The sequence below is a fragment of the Aggregatimonas sangjinii genome (assembly GCF_005943945.1).
Classification (GTDB): domain Bacteria; phylum Bacteroidota; class Bacteroidia; order Flavobacteriales; family Flavobacteriaceae; genus Pelagihabitans; species Pelagihabitans sangjinii.
This window is the reverse complement of the sequence record NZ_CP040710.1, coordinates 2,282,916-2,301,338: the sequence shown is the minus strand read 5'-3', so window position 1 is coordinate 2,301,338 and position 18,423 is coordinate 2,282,916. Positions and strand designations below refer to the sequence as shown.

The following is an 18,423-nucleotide window of genomic DNA, read 5'->3' as shown; positions in this document are numbered from 1 at the left end:
AAGATAGCCAATAGTTGGGGAAGTTTAGGGCAGAACACCAATTTCAGATTCAAAAAAAGAAATGCATCCGCCGTAAGGCCTTTGGGAACCTCCTATAGGACTCAAAGGTTTCGGTAAAATGTAATTATCCTACTAAATCTACATATCGGCACAAGGCTCAGACCGCATGTATTTTGTGAGCCACCAGATAAACTTGTAACTCATTTTAGCTTCGCCAAGACCATTCTAGCCCGTGCTTTGTAAGCAGCACTGCCGGTAGCATAATGCTGTTCTACAATAATTTTTAATTCCGGATGTATCCAATCAAAAGTCTGACCTAATAATAACAGGGATGTCATCGCATATGCCTTTGGAGCAACTTTCGAGTCGCCTATCAACCAATCGAAACACGCTTCGGTTATGCTTTCCAGATGTACACGGGTCAAAGCTTTCTGAGTGGTGTTCTTTTCTTTGGAATAGTACGAAACGACAAGGAGTTCACATATTTTAGCTAAGGGTCTAATCGAAGAGTCGAAATGAACGATTCCCAAACCCGTCGTAAATACGTCTAGATGTGGAAAAATATAAGCCAATTTTTCTCTAGCCGTAAACTCTAGAATCCAGCAGGCCTTGCTTGAAATGGGATTATCCACATCAAACCCGATTTCGAACAATGGCTGAACCAATTCGCTATTGCTCAGCACCATACGCGCCATTTCCATGCGTTTTTCCCTAGAATGGTTTACATAGTCCAACAATTCATACAATTCGGTCTTGGTCATGCGTGTGCTACTTTAACCGGGCCACCAATGCAGGAACTCCACTGGCAGCCGTATCTTTTATGATTGTGAGGTTTTCAAAATCATTCTCCGAAATACTTGGCTTGGGATCTATAAAATAAATAGGCGTACCCGGTTGGGCAAAATTCACAAGCCCCGCTGCTGGATATACCTGCATTGATGTGCCTATAATAATTACGGTATCGGCCTGTTCAACAATGTTGGCTGCCGTTTCCAACAGGGGAACCATCTCGCCAAACCAAACGATATGGGGTCGTAGCTGATCTCCTTCCGACGATAGGTCACCCAAATTCAGATCTTTTTTCCAGTCAAGTACGGTATGTTCGTTGTTTACACTACGTGCCTTTAAAAGTTCACCGTGCAGGTGAATAACGTTAGTGCTACCACCGCGTTCGTGAAGATCATCCACATTTTGGGTGATAATCGTAACCTCGTGAGAAGTTTCCAATTCGGCCAAGGCCATATGGGCGGCATTTGGCTCGACTTGCGCTAGTTGTTTTCTCCTTTGATTGTAAAAATCCAATACCAGTTCGGGATTTCGTGCAAAACCTTGGGGCGAGGCAACCTCCATCACATCATGTCCTTCCCATAGTCCGTCGGCATCGCGAAAGGTATTTATTCCACTTTCGGCACTTACTCCCGCACCGGTCAAAACAACGATTTTTTTCTTCATCTTCAATTTTATTCCTTTAAAAATAGACTTTTTATTTCAGTGAGGTCCGCTGATTTTTTCGATTTTTTTTTCGCAATATCCAAAAATAGCACACAGATAAAGGCCAAAACCTAATTGTTTTCTTTTTGACATTTCATGTAGTAATTAGGGTAGGGCAATTCCATGTATTTGAAAAATAACAATACTTGGCATTCCGATAGATAGTCGCCCGGTGTCTTATTGCTACAAGTGCAACGCCCTTTCATGTTTGATCGGCCATCAATGTTTTTACTATTTTAGTTTTATGAACGATCAAAAGTTGCTGACCTATCTTGAAGGCTTTATGACCCAAGAGCGCAAAAAGCGTTTTCAAGAAATCTTGGAGGAACGCACCAAATTTTTGACCGTTGCCATAGAAGATGTGTACCAGATGCACAATGCGAGTGCGGTAGTGCGTAGCTGTGAGATTTTTGGAATACAAGAGGCCCATCTTATTGAAAGTAAATATGGAAAACGGTTGGATTCGAAAATCGCCTTAGGTGCCGAAAAGTGGGTAGATATACGGCGCTATGAAACCACACAAGACTGTATCGAAACGCTTCGTACGGATGGGTATCGCATAATCGCCACCACTCCGCATACTGATGAATGTCTTTTGGACGATTTTGTAATTGAAGGGAAAACAGCGTTATTCTTTGGTACAGAAAGAGATGGACTTACCAAAACAGTACTAGATCAAGCGGACGGTTTTCTGAAAATACCGATGATGGGTTTTACCGAGAGCTTGAATATTTCGGTTTCAGCGGCCATAATCCTGCAACGTTTAACGGGTCAGCTTAAAAAGGGGGATTTTCCTTGGCAATTGACGACCGCCGAAAAGCTGGACAAGCAAATTGACTGGGCGAAAAAAACCATTAAAAGCATCGATGATGTTTTAGCACGCTACTACGGAGAGAAATGATTTTTTTTAGTACCTTGTTTTCGCAACAACCTAATTTACAATTAAATGGCTACAATTCTGTACATTGTATTGGGGCTCTTCGTTCTTATACTCGTGCTATCTATGATGGCGCCAAAAACCTACGACGTTTCCAGATCTATAGAAATCGCGCGCCCGAAACAAGAGGTGTTCGATTATCTACGTTCGCTCAAAAAAATGGGCGAATGGTCGCCTTGGGAAAAGAAAGACCCGAACATGGTCAAAACCTTTACTGGTACTGATGGCGAACCGGGCTGTGTAAGTCATTGGGTGGGTAATAAAGAGGTAGGCGAGGGCGAGCAGGAAATCAAAAAGGTCGTCAATGGCGAGCGTGTTGAATCCGAGCTTCGATTTCTCAAACCTTTCAAGTCAACCTCGGATTGTTATCTTACCACCGAGGATATCGGCAATGGCCATACCAAAGTGACTTGGGGTTTTTCGGGCAACAACAAATTCCCAATGAGCATAATGACACTTTTTAAAAGTATGGATAGTATGGTCGGGAAGGATTTCGAAGAAGGCATGCAAAGCCTCAAGGCAAACCTAGAAAAATAAAAAAATGGAACACAATATGGTCGGATGGTTCGAGATCCCGGTAACGGATATGGACAGAGCCAAAAAATTCTACGAGACGGTCTTTGATATCAATATAACAATTCATGAACTTGAAGGGTTGAAAATGGGCTGGTTTCCGATTGTTCCCAATACATCGGGTGCAACGGGTTCGTTAGTGCAACATGAAAGTTATGTGCCCAGTACCGATGGTGCCGTGCTTTATTTTTCCTGTATCGATGTCGCCCTGGAATTGGGAAGGGTAACGGATGCGGGCGGTAGCATTCTACAGGATAAAAAAAAGATTGGGGAGGGCCATGGTTTTATGGCGCTTATTCTTGATTGCGAAGGCAATCGTATTGCGTTGCATTCCCAAAAATAAATGGGTTATTGGGCCAGTTCCAACAGAGCGATGTCAAAATCGTTTTCCAAGATTACCTTGCCGTTGTCAACGATTACTTGGGTATCGGAATAGGTATCGTATAGTTTTGTTCCATCCCCAAAAAAGCCTTTGACCCAAAGTGATTTTTTTCCTTTGGGCAAATCAAGACCGACCACTACTTTGTCCTTGAAATCCCCTTTGATGTACGTTCTACCGAATACGTAAGGCGTTTTGGCCAAGCGTTGATGCTTACCGGCACCGATTGCCGGATGGTTGCTTCTAAATTGGCCTAGTTTCTGCCAATGCTTATGTATGCGTTTGGTCTCGGGAAGACTATCCAAATCCTGCCAGTTCATAAAGGAGCGCAGCGTGGCATCGCCTTGGGTACCCTCGATAGTCAGGTCGCGGGCACTTTCATCACCATAATAGACTTGGGACGTGCCCGGTGTAAGTAGTAGCACATTGGCCGTTTTGATAGACTTGGTTCGATCTTTATCAAAAGGCTCGCCGTCATCGTGCGAGGTGAGGTAGTTTACTACGCCTTGTCCCTTCAACTTGGTGTGCAATATATCGTTGTACTTTTCGAAAATGACATCATACGCGTTATTGGCATCATATTTCAGTTCGAAGTTGATGAGACTATTCAAGCCGTGGGCAAAATAATCCACTTTTTTATCACCGAAATCGTATTCCCGTCCGCTGGAAATTCCATAGCCATACACTTCCCCCATCATGTAAAAATCGTTTTCGTCCAAGACCTGATCAGGGTTTCTTTTTTTCCAGGTTTCGAATGCATGTGATGCTTCTTTGTACAATTCGGCCCAAGCCTTTTCGTCGGCATGTTTTACCGTATCGACGCGAAACCCGTCTATTCCGAATTCGTTCACGTAATCGGCCAGCCATTTGATAATGTAGAAACGCGGCGCCCTTGGGTAGCCCGTGCGTTCAAAGAATAGTTGTAATTCGTCGAGTTCATTGCTCAATCGACCTTCTTCTTTCCATTTGGCCAATAAGGCATCCGGGAGCTTCACTGGGGCGTCTGACTCGGTCAGGACATCCGGGAGATTATCTACCAAGCTACAGGCAGTGGTATTTTCATAATTGGTAAATTGACAGGTAGGGTCTTCCCGTACCCATTCTTTTGGCCAAACCTGGTCTTTCTCGGTCACGGGTCCAGTATGGTTCACTACCACATCCATCAGAACCCTGATGCCCTTGGAGTGGGCTGCTTTTACCATGGTCTCCAAATCTTTCTTCGTACCGAAATTCGGGTCGAGGGCCGTCCAATCCTTGGCCCAATAGCCGTGATATCCGTAAGTGTTTCCAGTACTTTCATCGGTAGCTCCGTGAATTTGTTCCACCACGGGAGTAAACCAAATCGCATTGATTCCCAAATCGGAAAAATATCCTTGTCGTATTTTATCGGTGATACCTTGAATGTCACCACCCATAAAACCCCTTAATGTTCCGGTTGAATCGGTACGTTCAAAATTAAGGTCGTTATTAGGATTGCCATTGTTAAAACGATCGGTAAGCAAAAAATAGATGTTGGCTCCCTCCCAAACAAAGGGAATATTCCTATGCTCTTTTTCCGGAATCGTGTCGGTCATCACCAAAGGCTGATCGGGAACTTTTTTATTTTTTTGTTGGCAGGAAAAAACGAATAATGATAGCATTAAAAGAAGGCAAACTCTTGGCATAGAAGGCGATTTTAGCAATAAGGAAAACGCTTATAGGGTAGTAGCGTATAATTGTCTAAAGCTATAAAATGATAGGGGAAACTGAAAATTTATTTTTTTCGGTTCAGTACTTTGTAATCTTCGTAGCAACTGCTGATGGCGTCCAGAATTTGAAGGTCGTTCGCCGTAGTGATAAATGACTTTGAATAGTTACAATTGTTGAGTATATCCTGGATATCCACTTTTTCGATTTGTAGCAATTCCTCCAGTACTTCACGGTCAAATTTACCAGCTAGAAGATTTCGAATCTCATCGTCTTCTTTTATCTTTCTGAGCTTGGCCATTTGCCGTGGCTTTTTTCCAAAAAGGTTTCGCAATAAATCTGCCGGGTTTAAAATTGCCCCTAACACCTTTGTTACCGCACTAGGGCTTTTGTTCCCGGCTTCATATCCAATAGAAAGGCCTGAAACACTGTATTGATATGCGGTATTCACCGGTAGGTTCTTCACATCTATTTCGAGATACCCGGTAAGCTGATAGGGGGTTACGATAACCTCTTCCAAGGCATAGGCCAATTCCGTCAGTGAAATCTTCGTATCCTTGAACTTGAACATGTCGTTGGTTACCCTTATTTTTTGCGATTTAAAACCGAGATATGAAAAGTAAAGGGTGTCGTTAACGGCAGCTTTAATGGTAAATTCACCATCTTCATTGGTAATGGTACCGATGACTTGATTTAGGTTGACGATATGAACACTCTCCAAAGGTTCGTCGCTCTGGGCATTGATGACCAAAGCTTTTATTTCATCTTCTTCGACTTCCTCATTTTTATCCTGTCCGTATACCGTCAGCGCCAGAAAAAGGAAAACCAATGTGAGCTGTCTTGTCATGCACGATTTTAGAGTTCAAAAATAGCAAACAAAACCAAAAAATACGCCGGAGCGTATTTTTTAGTGAATAATTAACATGAAGTAATCTCAGTACAATCCTTAAAAGAAATCGCTTCTTTTTGTACTTCTTCGTTTTCCTGAATTCGAAGCACTTTTGCGATTTCCATCACGGTCTCCTCTGCGTTTACCTCCGTATCCGCCTTTATCACGTCCTCGGCTGCGATTGCGGTCTCTTCCGCCCCCTCCACTTCGTCTTTTTCCGCCTCCGCCACCAGGGCTTTTGGAGACTTCTACATTTACGAACCTACCGTCAACCTTGAATTCGGTAAAGGTATTTAGAATTTGTTCCGTACTCTCGGCCTCGGTATTAAAGAAGGAAAAACTATCCTTTACATCTACTTTAAAGATATCTTCTCTGCCTAGCCCCACGGTATCGCGGATAAAATCCTTTAGGGACATCCAATCGTACCCGTCCTTTTCACCTACATTGATGAAATAACGTACGGCACCGTTGGCAGGAATCTGTCCGCCACGGCGTTCACCATCCCTTGAATCCCTTCCACTGACCGTATTCAGGTCTTTGGTCTTGTTGTAGTAATTCGAGAATCTTGTGAATTCGACCGAAACAATTTTTTTGATCAATTCTTCCCTATCGATTCCCTCCAAGACATCGTTTATCGCCGGAAGGTAGTTGTCTACATCTTTCGCGATTTTGGTATCCTTGATCTTATTCGCCAAATGGTACAACTGTATCTCGCAAATTTCAGGGCCCGTCGGTATGGTGTTCGACTCGAATTTTTGCTGTATTTTGCGTTCGATCGCTTGGATTTTACGCAATTCGCTTCGGGTAACGATAACCATGGAAATACCCGATTTTCCAGCGCGACCTGTACGACCACTACGGTGTGTATAGGTTTCGATTTCGTCGGGCAATTGGTAATTGATAACATGAGTAATGTCGTCTACATCGATACCGCGTGCGGCAACATCGGTTGCAACCAACATTTGTATTTGTTTCTTACGGAAAGAGTTCATGACCAAATCGCGTTGGTTCTGGCTCAAATCTCCGTGCAATGCACCGGCGTTATATCCATCCTCAATCAATTTTTCGGCAACGCGTTGTGTATCGCGCTTGGTACGACAGAAAACCACTGAAAAGATATCGGGGTTCGCATCGGCCAATCGTTTTAAGGCGGGATAACGGTCACGACCACCTACGGTGTAGTATTCATGCTGTACCGTACTGGTACCTGCATTTTTGGCGCCTACCGTAATTTCTTTCGGATTTTGCATGAACTTCTTGGCAATGACCGATACCTCTTTTGGCATGGTCGCTGAAAAGAGCCAAGTCGACTTTTCGTCCGGGGTATTCGAAAGGATATCTTTAATGTCTTCGAAAAAGCCCATGTTGAGCATTTCATCCGCTTCATCGAGTATACAATAGTCGATTTTTGAGATATCGACCAATCGACGGCCGATCATATCTTTCATACGACCCGGTGTGGCTACGATAATCTGTGCGCCACGTTTGATTTGTCTGGACTGCTCTGTAATGCTCGCACCTCCGTAGATAGCAACGACGTTGATGTTTTTTTCGTATTTGGAATACGATTGAATCTCTTTCGTAATCTGTAAACAGAGCTCACGGGTAGGGGAAAGTATCAACCCTTGCGTGGTTCTGCTGTTCGAATCTATTTTTTGGATAAGCGGAAAACCAAAGGCTGCGGTCTTTCCTGTTCCGGTTTGCGCCAAGGCAACCAAATCGGTTTCACTTTCAAGTAGAATCGGAATTGCTTTTTCCTGTACTTCCGAAGGGGTCTCAAAACCCATGTCGGCAACAGCATCCAAGAGGGATTGCTGAAGCCCTAATGCTTCAAATTTCGTCATAATGTGTTATTTAATCGCAAATATGTATGTTGCATAGAGCGATTATTCTGTATAACCCATTGGACTCTCCGCGCAACACCTGCCATACCGGCGGCATTTATTAGGCGGCAAAGATACGTTTAATTGTTGAAACGCAAGTTATTAAGGTACTCGAGTAATTTTTGAGTGGCTTTGCCCCGGTGACCTATTTTGTTTTTTATGGCCAATGGCAGTTCTGCGAAGGTTTTCTTATACCCCTGTGGCCTAAAAATAGGATCGTAACCAAAACCATCTGTTCCGTGTTTATCATGGGTGATGGCACCTTCTACCACTCCTTCAAAAAGAATATTTTCATTGTCGAGCCGAAGTGCGATAACAGTACTGAATCGTGCCGAACGATTCGATTCCCCCTCTAATTGGGCCAGAAGCTTATCCATATTTTCGGTCGCATTTTTCTGCTCACCGGCATAGCGGGCGGAATAGATTCCCGGTGCTCCGTTAAGCGCATCGACTAATAGGCCCGTATCATCGGCGAAACAGGGTAGACTATAGTTTCGGGCAACATAGTCGGCCTTTAGCTGGGCGTTTTCGGCAAGGGTCTTTCCTGTTTCCGGAATGTCTTCATGACATTCGATATCGGTTAATGACAGTAATCGAACATTCGGCGGAACCAATTGTTGTACTTCACGGAATTTATTTTGGTTGTGTGTGGCGAAAACGAGTTGCATAGCCCCAAAAATACTAATTTTACAGGATGAAGTTAAAATTACCTCCCGTTGCGGTAGCGCTGATATTTGCCGGTCTAATGTATGTAGTGGCCAGATTTCTCCCTTTTGGCGATTTTGATTTTTTCGGCCGTCGCTACCTTATGTTTGTATTGCTGGCATTGGCCGCGTGTATTGGGGTGTTCGCATTGTTACAGTTTTTTAGGGCAAAGACCACGATTGATCCGACAAGCCCGGTCAAGGCGACTACATTGGTAACGGGCGGATTGTACAACTTTAGCAGAAACCCGATGTATCTCGGATTGTTGTTGCTGTTATTGGCTTTGGGTACTTGGTTGGGCAATGCCTTCAATACCTTGTTGGCCGCTGGTTTTGTGGCCTATATGAATCGTTTTCAGATCATACCCGAAGAAGAGGCTTTACGCTCACTTTTCGGAAAAGAGTACCAACAGTATTGCATCAAGGTCAGGAGATGGTTTTAAGACATTAGTACTTTCGCTGATATTTATGCAGTATAAGCTAAAACGATTATAATTGATATTATTAGTTAATATGCTTATAAATATATATATTAGCGTTTTAGCTTATAATATTATGGAAGCAATAATAACAGGTGATATCGTGAATTCGGAACAGCAACCGGATGCAAACTGGTTGACTACCTTAAAACGCTATCTGTCAAGCTTGGGCGAATCGCCTACGGTTTGGGAAGTATATCGAGGCGACGAGTTTCAACTTAAAGTACCGCTCTCAGACGCGCTAGAAACGGCCATTCACATTAAAGCAACAATGAAATCAACTAAGGGTCTGGATGTGCGAATGGGCATTGGCTTGGGCGAGATTACTTTTGTCGGTAGTGGTGTGAGCGAGTCCAATGGGCCCGCGTATCGTCGTTCAGGTCGTGCATTCGAGTCGCTCAAAGAGGATAAGAGCAAGCTCACCATCGCTACAGGTGATGATTTATATGATGATACCCTGAACCTGGTTTTAAAACTGGCACTCGATTTTATGAACGATTGGAGTACCGTATCTGCAGAAATAGTGGCACTTGCCTTGGAAAATCCGGAGGCATCACAAAACGAGATCGCCAAAAGACTGGGCATTCAGCAATCGGCGGTTAGTCAAAGACAAAAAAGGGCCCGTTTAGATTTAGTCTTCGATTTATTAACGTATTATTCCAAAATCAGTAAAGACCTTGCCTCATGACCATATTTGTAAAGTTGTTATTGGCCCATCTTATCGGTGACTTTTTATTACAGCCCAATTCTTGGGTGGTACATAAAGAAGAGTACAAGGCAAAGTCGAAATACCTTTATGTTCATGTCTTGCTTCATTTTGGGGTAACGATGTTATTGTTATGGGATTGGACCTTTTGGAAAATAGCGCTCTTTATCATGGTCTCCCATTATAGTATCGATGTGCTAAAGCTGTATGTCACCCCACTTTTCAAGCATGCCAACATCCCGTTTTTTCTTGATCAGCTACTGCATCTCATCGTTTTATATTGTTGTGCGTATTACACGAATTTATGGCCGCATACGGTTTCCCTTTTTGAAAAAATCGATTGGGCACTGGTCACTACCGCATTTTTCGTGACTTTTCCGGCAGCCATTATCATGGGCAAAATTTTGGAACGAATGTCGGGTCAGATAGCTATGGATCATGAGTCACTTCCGAATGCCGGTAAGTATATAGGTATCATAGAACGCTTGTTCGTATTGATTTTTATTGTTTTGGGAAACTGGGCAAGTATCGGTTTGCTCATTACGGCAAAGTCCGTTTTTCGGTTCAACGACCTTAAGGATAGCAACAACCGTAAACTAACGGAATACATCCTGATCGGCACATTGACGAGTTTCGGACTTGCCATCGTAGCAGGATTGATTTACTCGATGATCAAAATTTAAAAATTCACCGAGGCTTGCCTCGAAATTTTAAGGTATTTTTCTTTCGAATACCTCATGGGCCTGCCTTCCGTCAGGCAGGCTTGCCCCGAGGTGGTTTACCTTGGCAATTTAAAAGAAAAAGCGCTTTACGACATCCTTTTTTAGCATCGCGTCCTTCCGTATTAAAATGAAAATTGCGACTGGTAAAAAGGAGGCTGCAATACCACTACAAATCCGTAGGGTTTTCAAATACCCTTAGGTCATTTCTATGGAATTTCGGAATGATATTGCTTGAATCGCAAAGGTCATAAAGTAATTTCCGTATCAAAAAATCGCGATTTAGTGATAGGGATAACTTTTAATAACATTCCCCGTACCTACAGTGATTTAATTTCTATTTTTGCCCGAAATAATCAGGTAAATAGGATTGCTTTGGGAAGAAAATATGTTTTTGATTTTGATAGTACGCTAACTAGGGTAGAGGCCCTGGATGTTTTGGCCGAGATGACCTTGCAAGGAAAATCGAACAAGGAAGAAATTATTACCGAGATTCAAAAAATCACCAATTTAGGTATCGATGGCGACATCTCGTTTACCGAATCGCTGGAGCGCCGCATCAAATTGTTAAATGCCAACAAATCCGACTTAAAAGAGTTGGTAGCGCAGCTACGGGACAAAATTTCCAAATCCATCGAATCGAACAAAGAATTTTTCGAAAAGTATTCGGATGATATTTACGTTATATCCTGCGGTTTCAAGGAATTCATAGATCCTATCGTTAAAGAGTACAATATTCCTTCAAATCGGGTGTACGCCAACACTTTTGAGTTTGATGAAGAAGGGAATATTGTTGGTTTCGACGAGGAGAACCCCCTATCGCAACACAATGGAAAAATCGAGTGTCTCAAACAAATGGACCTGGATGGCGAAGTTCAGGTAATCGGCGATGGTTACAGCGATTATGTGATGCGCGAGGCCGGAATTGCCGATAAATTTTTTGCCTATACCGAGAATGTACATCGAGACAAGGCGGCTAACAACGCGGACCATGTTACACCCAGTCTCGATGAGTTTTTATTCGTAAACGATTTGCCGAGGAATATATCCTACCCTAAAAACAGAATCAAGATACTGTTATTGGAAAATGTGCATCCCGATGCGTTCGAAAATCTTTCTGAAGATGGTTTTTCGGTGGAGTTGGTAAAGCACAGTATTCCGGAGGAGGAGTTGATAGAAAAAATCAAGGGGGTTCATGTGCTGGGCATCCGTTCAAAAACACAAGTGACCCAAAAAGTGCTCGATGCCGCCGACAAATTATTGGTCGTTGGGGCCTTTTGCATCGGTACTACCCAGATCGACTTGGACTACTGTAAAAAGAAAGGAATCGTCGTTTTCAATGCCCCGTACAGTAACACAAGATCGGTGGTAGAACTCGCCATTGGCGAAATTATCATGCTCATGCGCAGTGTGTTCCCAAGAAGCACCGAGATACACAACGGGCAGTGGCAAAAAACCGCTTCGGGTTCGAGGGAGGTGCGTGGCAAGAATCTAGGTATAGTCGGATACGGGAATATTGGAAAGCAGCTCTCCGTTCTGGCCGAGGCCATCGGCATGCGAGTTTACTATTACGATGTAAACGATAAGCTCTCTTTGGGTAATGCGATCAAATGCAATACGCTGGAAAATTTATTGAACGTTTCGGATGTGGTAACGCTGCATATCGACGATAATAAGGCCAACAAAAATTTCATTGGTGCGCGCGAAATCAATCAAATGAAGACGGGCGCATTGTTGGTAAATTTGTCACGTGGTTTCGTTGTAGACATTGAGGCCTTGGCCGATGCCCTGAAAAACGGAAAATTAGCAGGTGCGGCTATTGATGTATACCCTCAAGAGCCACGGGCTAACGGAGAGTTTCATACGGAATTGCAAGGGCTACCTAACGTTATTCTTACGCCGCATGTGGGTGGTAGTACCGAGGAAGCACAGCGCGATATCGCCGATTTTGTACCGAATAAAATAATGGAATACATTAATTCCGGAAATACGGTCGATGCGGTGAACTTCCCCAATATTCGGCTACCCAAACAAAGTAATTCACACCGTTTTCTTCACATTCATAAGAACGTACCGGGCGTGATGGCGAAGATTAACGAGGTGTTGGCCAAATATGAGATGAACATTACGGGGCAATACCTTTCTACGGATAGCGAGGTCGGTTATGTGATTTCCGATTTGGACAAGGAGTACAACAAAGAGGTCATCAAGGCCCTGAAGAAGGTAGAGAATACAATAAAGTTCCGGGTGCTTTATTAGCATGTTTATGGTCATTTCCGCAAAGGCGGAAATCTCTCGGTTAACTATGCAACTTACCTGTGGTGATACGGCTCGTTTCGCAGTATCGTAAATGCCCGATAGAGCTGTTCCACTACGAATAACCGTACCATCTGATGCGAAAAGGTCATTTTCGACAAACTAAGTTTCCCTTGTGCTTTTTGGTAAATAGCAGGGCTAAAGCCATAGGGCCCGCCGATTACGAATACCAATCGTTTTAGGCCGGCGTTCATTTTCTTTTGCAGATAGTTTGAAAAGGCTATGGAGTCGAGCTGTTTTCCGTTTTCATCCAACAAGACCAATATATCGGTTTGACCGAGTTTTTTTAGGATAAGCTCGCCTTCTTTTTCTTTTTGTTGGGCTTCCGAAAGGTTTTTTGCATTTTTAATATCGGGCAATACTTCCAGCTCGAATTTCACATAATGCTTCAACCTGTTTTTATATTCGGAAATCAGCTGTTGCAGCGCTTTGCTATCTGTCTTGCCTATTGCGAGAAGTTTGATGGTCATGGTTTAAAGTTAGTGCAATTTCCAATTACGGCTTGAGTGTCTGCGAATTTATGGAAAACCGTATACCCAATTTATACGAATCGAGTAATGCACCAAAATTCACTTCGAATAGCGGCCTCTTTAGTGTCCACATGAGCTGTTTACAATACTTTGCCTTTTTTCACGGCAATGCTACGATAAAATTTGCGAACCTGGCTTTTAAACATTTCTCATTGAAAGGTCAGTAATTTCTTAAATGGAATTTGTTTTTCTTAAATTAGCCACAAACAAAAATGGGTCAATGATTTCTAAGGAACAATTCGATTTTGAAGTTGAAAATATCATCAAAAATGCAATTCGTGAAGATGTTGGCGACGGTGATCATAGTTCCTTGGCGTGTATTCCCGCTACTGCAAAAGGAAGGGCGAAATTACTCGTAAAGGATAAAGGTATCATTGCCGGAGTGGAGTTTGCCAAAAAAGTATTTCGATTTGTAGACGGCGATATGAAGGTGGAAACACTAATTGAAGATGGGGCCGAGGTAGACCATGGCGATATCGTCTTTTATGTTGAAGGAAGTTCTCAGAGTATCTTAAAAGCCGAGCGATTGGTATTGAACGCTATGCAACGTATGAGCGCCATAGCAACCAAAACGAAATCTTTCGTGACGCTTTTGAAAGGTACCGATACCAAAATTTTGGATACGAGAAAAACTACACCGGGTTTAAGAGCCTTAGAGAAATGGGCCGTTAAAATCGGGGGAGGTGAGAACCATCGATTCGCACTGTACGATATGATAATGCTCAAAGACAATCACATCGATTTTGCGGGAGGTATCGCCAACGCCATACATAAGACCAACGCCTATCTGAAACAAACCGAGCGTGATTTGAAAATCATAGTCGAAGCGCGAAATCTAGAGGAGGTTAGGAAAATCCTGGCCTCGGAAGGCGTCTACCGTATTTTGCTCGACAATTTTGACTACGATCAGACTCGAGAAGCGGTAAAGTTGATAGGGGACCAATGCCTTACCGAATCATCCGGTAATATCAACGAAAAAACACTACGCAAGTATGCGGAATGTGGTGTGGATTATATTTCTTCTGGGGCACTGACACATTCTGTTTACAATATGGACCTGAGTCTAAAAGCGGTTTAGATGTCGGTAGAAATTGAAGAGAAATTGGAGAAAATCCCCATTGTCAATTGGGTGGTTCGTTTACTGAAAACCATCAAATTACCCGGTTTCGAAGGCCTTTCCATCTACGACCTATCCGAAATGTATATTCGGGGCATTGTGCAGGGCGCCGTATCGACCCGGGCCAGTTCTATCGCCTTTAGTCTGTTCTTGGCACTGTTTCCGTTGTTGATTTTCATGGTGACCCTGGTTCCGTTTTTGGTTTCCTATATCAGCATTGAAAATGCGGACTTCGACCAAGACTTCCTGAGTTTTTTGGAATCTTTTTTGCCCAACGCAACCGGCGAATATTTTGGGGAGGTCTTTCAACAGATCAAAGATCAAAAACGGGGTGGACTTCTATCCTCGTCCTTTGTTATTTCGATTTTTTTGATGGCTAACGGCGTAAACGCGATTTTCGGTGGATTTGAGAATTCGTATCACGTCAACCTGACCCGTAATTTTTTTCGTCAGTACCTGTATGCCTTGATGGTCGGTTTGATTCTTTCCATATTGATTTTGGTCGGTTTTGTGGTCTTCGTCTATTTCGAAGTATATGTTTTGGGCTATTTACAAGACTTTGCCGAGCGCACCAGCGGCAGTATTATGGATGATGAAGAGGTGATGGGCGTACAGATAGCTAAATTTCTTTTTTTTATCATACTATCGTATCTGACTACCGCAACATTGTATTATTTTGGCACCGCAGAAGGCAAACAGGCCAGATTCTTTTCGGTGGGCGCATTAATGACTACCATATTGTTTATTTTGACCTCTTACCTTTTCGGGGTGTATGTTGAAAAATTTGCCCGATACAACGAATTGTACGGTGCTTTGGGCGGATTGTTAATATTGATGGTATATATCTGGTTAAATTCAAATATTCTATTGCTCGGGTTCGAGTTGAATGCTTCCCTAAACTGGTTGCGAAAAAATTATAAAAAGGATGAGATTATTGAGTAAGTGGGTTTTGATAGCGACGTTATTTTTCGCAACAGTAGGAAATAGTCAGAGTATTTTTGGAAAATGGAAAACCATTGATGATCGTACTGGCAACCCGAAAGCCATTATAGATATTTATGAGGAAGAGGGTAAAATGTACGGCAAGGTGGTCAAAATCGTTGAAAAGGGGATGGAAAATTCCCTTTGTACTAAATGCGAGGGTGATTTAAAGGATAAGCCCGTCGTTGGCATGCGCATTATCGATGCCGCCGAACATGATGGGGATGGGGTCTACAAGGGAGACACCCTATTTGATCCACAGCAGGCTATGACCTTCCGTTGTAAAATATGGTTGAACCCCGACAATTCCGATGAACTTAAAGTACGTGGTTACCTCGCCTTTATTTACCGTACTCAAACTTGGATAAGGGTCGATGGGTAGCGCCCGATGGCTATGCAGTATTTTGTTAACGTTATACTCCCAATTGCTTTAGAGAAATTGTTCACCTACGCCCTTACCGAGGCGGAGGCGCTATTTCTCAAACCGGGCATGCGCGTGGCCGTACCTTTCGGAAAGTCTAAAATCTACACGGGATTAGTACATGAGGTGCACCAGACACCTCCTACCGTCTACGAAGCCAAGGAAATTCATCAAATTTTGGATGAAAAACCTCTGGTGAATGAAATACAACTGAAACATTGGCAATGGATAGCCGATTACTATATGTGTACCATCGGGGAGGTGTTTCGCAGTGCCTTGCCGAGTGCATTTTTATTGGAAAGCGAAACACTGATTTTAAAAAACAAGAATGCCACAGTAGATGAAGGAGATTTAAAGGATGATGAGTTTTTGGTGTACGAAGCTTTGCTGCATCAATCCGTACTAAAAGTGCACGAGGTGAGTGCCATTGTAGATCGGAAGAACGTCCTACCTATTTTGAACCGATTGTTGGATAAAGGAATCATCCATCTAAAGGAGGAAATCTATGAGCAATACAAACCTAAACTGGTGCGGTACGTGCAATTGGGAGCGGCATATCGCGAAGAAGCGCAGCTCGAAGAACTATTGAATTCCCTCACGAGGGCACCGAAACAAAGTCAGGTTGTCCTTTCCCTTTTTCAATTGCAGGCAACCACGAAAAAACAAATTAAAGTTGCCGATCTAGAAGAGGCCAGCGGAGGTTCCAAAGCGGTCATCAAATCTTTGATTGAAAAAGGAATCTTGGAGGAGTACCACATTCAGACCGACCGTGTCAATTACGATGGTAGCGATGACGAATCCGTTTTCAAAAACCTCAATGAACATCAACAAGCCGCTTTGAAGGATATTGTTCAAAACTTTGACAACAAGAAAGTTACTCTGTTGCACGGTGTAACATCCTCCGGAAAAACGGAAGTCTATGTACAACTTATCGATGAATGCTTACGGTCGGGCAAGCAGGCATTATACCTGCTACCGGAAATAGCCTTAACGACCCAGTTGATTTCACGCCTGCAGGAGTATTTCGGAGAGAAAATATCCGTTTATCACTCGAAATACACGGTACAGGAGCGGGTAGAGGTCTGGAACAATATTGTAGCTAAAAAACACAAAGCCCAGTTGGTCATTGGTGCAAGATCATCACTATTCCTTCCCTTTTCGGAGCTCGGCTTTATTATCGTTGACGAGGAGCATGAAGGGAGTTTTAAACAATTCGACCCTGCGCCCCGCTATCATGCACGCGACGCCGCTATTGTGCTCGGAAATCTGCACGGTGCAAATATAGTGTTGGGTTCGGCGACCCCCAGCGTGGAAACCTATAAAAATGCCCAATTGGGAAAATACGGGTATGCCAACATTACCCGACGCTTTGGGGATGTGTTGATGCCGGAGATTGAATTGGTTGATATTAAGGAAGAGGCCCGAAAAAGGAGGATGAAAGGCCATTTTTCAGAACGTTTGTTGGAAGAAATCACAGCAGCTTTGGATTTGGGTGAGCAAATCATCCTCTTTCAGAACCGTAGGGGCTATGCGCCTATCCTAGAATGTACTACTTGCGGTCATTCGCCCCAATGTCCCAATTGCGATGTGAGCCTTACCTATCACCAGTATAAAAAGCAGCTGCGATGCCATTATTGTAGCCATCATATGGCCCTGCCGGAAAGTTGTCAGGTCTGTGGTAGCCCCACCTTGGACACCAAGGGTTTTGGGACCGAACAGGTCGAAAAAGAAATCGAGGCCCTGTTCCCGGCGGCCAAGGTCTGGCGAATGGATTTGGATACCACGCGTGGAAAACACGGCTATGAGAAAATCATTACCGCATTCGAGCAGCAGGAAATGGATATTCTCGTCGGTACGCAGATGCTAACGAAGGGACTCGATTTCAGAAACGTCGGCTTGGTGGGAATCATGAATGCCGATTCGCTCTTGAATTTTCCCGACTATCGCGCCCATGAACGTTGTTTTCAATTACTGACCCAGGTATCGGGTAGGGCAGGGCGCACCAAGAAAAGGGGCAAGGTTATCGTTCAGACCTACAATCCGTACCATCAGATTCTAAAACAAGTCTCGACCAACGATTACAAGGGCATGTTCAAAGAGCAGTTATACGAACGGGAGCAATACAAATATCCGCCAGCGAATAAAATCATCAAGATTACGTTCAAACACAAAGAGTACAATCGTCTGAATGAGGCTTCCGAGTGGTTCGCGCAGGCTCTAAGGAATGCTTTGGGAGGCAATGTGTTGGGACCGGAATACCCGCCTGTGGCACGGATCAGAAATCAGTATTTAAAGCATGTCATCGTCAAAATAGACCACGGCACCTCATTACACAGGATAAAATTCGGAATTCGAAGAATAGAAAAATCGTTCAACGCCGTGGCCCTGTATCGCAGCGTTCGGGTAATTTATAATGTGGACCATATTTGAGGCTCAAGGTATAAAGGCTAAAGAGGTCTCGAATGCCTAAAATAAAGGCCGTATCCTAGAATAGGAGGAGCTTATAATTTCACGTTTTTGCGATATTAAAAGTGAGATGAAGACCAAGGATAAAGTTGCAGCGGTACGCAACTACACCTTACTTTCTACCTATTACTTCATAAAAAACCGC

The 18,423-nt window shown here is 43.4% G+C and carries 18 protein-coding genes; 11 read left to right on the top strand and 7 right to left on the bottom strand.

The window, feature by feature from the left end; all coding sequences use genetic code 11:
• Positions 1-200: 200 nt before the first annotated feature.
• Together FGM00_RS09460 and FGM00_RS09455 are read right to left on the bottom strand one after the other, a co-directional pair.
• Positions 201-761, bottom strand: coding sequence for an adenylosuccinate lyase (locus FGM00_RS09460; protein ID WP_138852672.1), 561 nt, complete (start codon positions 759-761; stop codon positions 201-203).
• A 7-nt stretch (positions 762-768) separates the two neighbouring features.
• Positions 769-1,452 (bottom strand): SIR2 family NAD-dependent protein deacylase, encoded by a 684-nt coding sequence (locus tag FGM00_RS09455; protein WP_138852671.1) that lies wholly within the window; start codon positions 1,450-1,452, stop codon positions 769-771.
• Positions 1,453-1,735: 283 nt separating this feature from the next.
• Between FGM00_RS09455 and FGM00_RS09450 the strand changes: the two genes are divergently transcribed.
• From FGM00_RS09450 to FGM00_RS09440, 3 genes are read left to right on the top strand one after another with little or no spacing between them, the layout of a single operon-like run.
• Positions 1,736-2,392 (top strand): TrmH family RNA methyltransferase, encoded by a 657-nt coding sequence (locus tag FGM00_RS09450; RefSeq protein ID WP_138852670.1) that lies wholly within the window; start codon positions 1,736-1,738, stop codon positions 2,390-2,392.
• Between the two features lie 45 nt (positions 2,393-2,437).
• Positions 2,438-2,965, top strand: coding sequence for an SRPBCC family protein (locus FGM00_RS09445; protein ID WP_138852669.1), 528 nt, complete (start codon positions 2,438-2,440; stop codon positions 2,963-2,965).
• Between the two features lie 4 nt (positions 2,966-2,969).
• Positions 2,970-3,344: a VOC family protein gene (locus tag FGM00_RS09440; RefSeq protein WP_138852668.1), complete on the top strand. Its 375-nt coding sequence runs from the start codon at positions 2,970-2,972 to the stop codon at positions 3,342-3,344.
• A 5-nt stretch (positions 3,345-3,349) separates the two neighbouring features.
• Here the strand turns inward: FGM00_RS09440 and FGM00_RS09435 are convergent, their stop codons facing one another.
• The 4 genes from FGM00_RS09435 to FGM00_RS09420 all read right to left on the bottom strand — a co-directional run bounded on the left by FGM00_RS09435 (position 3,350) and on the right by FGM00_RS09420 (position 8,507).
• The gene (locus tag FGM00_RS09435; protein WP_138852667.1) at positions 3,350-5,044 is read right to left on the bottom strand and encodes an alpha-amylase family glycosyl hydrolase; all 1,695 of its coding nucleotides are present in this window, start codon (positions 5,042-5,044) and stop codon (positions 3,350-3,352) included.
• Between the two features lie 89 nt (positions 5,045-5,133).
• Positions 5,134-5,913, bottom strand: coding sequence for a carboxypeptidase-like regulatory domain-containing protein (locus FGM00_RS09430; protein ID WP_138852666.1), 780 nt, complete (start codon positions 5,911-5,913; stop codon positions 5,134-5,136).
• A 99-nt stretch (positions 5,914-6,012) separates the two neighbouring features.
• The gene (locus FGM00_RS09425; protein WP_138852665.1) at positions 6,013-7,800 is read right to left on the bottom strand and encodes a DEAD/DEAH box helicase; all 1,788 of its coding nucleotides are present in this window, start codon (positions 7,798-7,800) and stop codon (positions 6,013-6,015) included.
• 119 nt (positions 7,801-7,919) lie between these two features.
• A complete protein-coding gene (locus tag FGM00_RS09420) occupies positions 7,920-8,507 on the bottom strand; it encodes a non-canonical purine NTP diphosphatase (RefSeq protein ID WP_138852664.1) in 588 nt (195 codons plus the stop codon).
• 26 nt (positions 8,508-8,533) lie between these two features.
• Between FGM00_RS09420 and FGM00_RS09415 the strand changes: the two genes are divergently transcribed.
• From FGM00_RS09415 to serA, 4 genes are all read left to right on the top strand, one after another.
• Positions 8,534-8,986 carry a methyltransferase family protein gene (locus FGM00_RS09415; RefSeq protein WP_138852663.1) on the top strand — a complete coding sequence of 151 codons (453 nt, stop codon included), beginning with the start codon at positions 8,534-8,536 and terminating at the stop codon, positions 8,984-8,986.
• A 112-nt stretch (positions 8,987-9,098) separates the two neighbouring features.
• A complete protein-coding gene (locus FGM00_RS09410) occupies positions 9,099-9,710 on the top strand; it encodes a SatD family protein (RefSeq protein WP_138852662.1) in 612 nt (203 codons plus the stop codon).
• On the top strand, positions 9,707-10,411 hold the full coding sequence (locus FGM00_RS09405; RefSeq protein ID WP_138852661.1) for a DUF3307 domain-containing protein: 705 nt from the start codon (positions 9,707-9,709) through the stop codon (positions 10,409-10,411). The genes FGM00_RS09410 and FGM00_RS09405 overlap by 4 nt, the downstream gene beginning before the upstream one ends.
• 411 nt (positions 10,412-10,822) lie before the next feature.
• Positions 10,823-12,706, top strand: coding sequence for a phosphoglycerate dehydrogenase (gene serA / locus FGM00_RS09400; protein ID WP_138852660.1), 1,884 nt, complete (start codon positions 10,823-10,825; stop codon positions 12,704-12,706).
• Between the two features lie 53 nt (positions 12,707-12,759).
• Here serA and rlmH read toward each other — a convergent pair whose 3' ends face one another.
• Complete coding sequence (gene rlmH, locus FGM00_RS09395) at positions 12,760-13,233, bottom strand: 23S rRNA (pseudouridine(1915)-N(3))-methyltransferase RlmH (RefSeq protein WP_138852659.1); 474 nt, start codon at positions 13,231-13,233, stop codon at positions 12,760-12,762.
• Positions 13,234-13,513: 280 nt separating this feature from the next.
• On the opposite strand from rlmH, the gene nadC reads away from it, so the two are divergent.
• Genes nadC through priA form a run of 4 tightly spaced genes read left to right on the top strand, consistent with a single transcriptional unit; the run spans position 13,514 to position 18,242 of the window.
• The gene (gene nadC, locus FGM00_RS09390) at positions 13,514-14,371 is read left to right on the top strand and encodes a carboxylating nicotinate-nucleotide diphosphorylase (protein ID WP_138852658.1); all 858 of its coding nucleotides are present in this window, start codon (positions 13,514-13,516) and stop codon (positions 14,369-14,371) included.
• Positions 14,372-15,352 carry a YihY/virulence factor BrkB family protein gene (locus tag FGM00_RS09385; RefSeq protein ID WP_138852657.1) on the top strand — a complete coding sequence of 327 codons (981 nt, stop codon included), beginning with the start codon at positions 14,372-14,374 and terminating at the stop codon, positions 15,350-15,352.
• Positions 15,336-15,773 carry a DUF2147 domain-containing protein gene (locus FGM00_RS09380; RefSeq protein WP_138852656.1) on the top strand — a complete coding sequence of 146 codons (438 nt, stop codon included), beginning with the start codon at positions 15,336-15,338 and terminating at the stop codon, positions 15,771-15,773. Before FGM00_RS09385 ends, FGM00_RS09380 begins: the two co-directional genes overlap by 17 nt.
• Before the next feature lie 12 nt (positions 15,774-15,785).
• Positions 15,786-18,242, top strand: coding sequence for a replication restart helicase PriA (gene priA, locus FGM00_RS09375; RefSeq protein ID WP_138852655.1), 2,457 nt, complete (start codon positions 15,786-15,788; stop codon positions 18,240-18,242).
• Positions 18,243-18,423 lie beyond the last annotated feature (181 nt).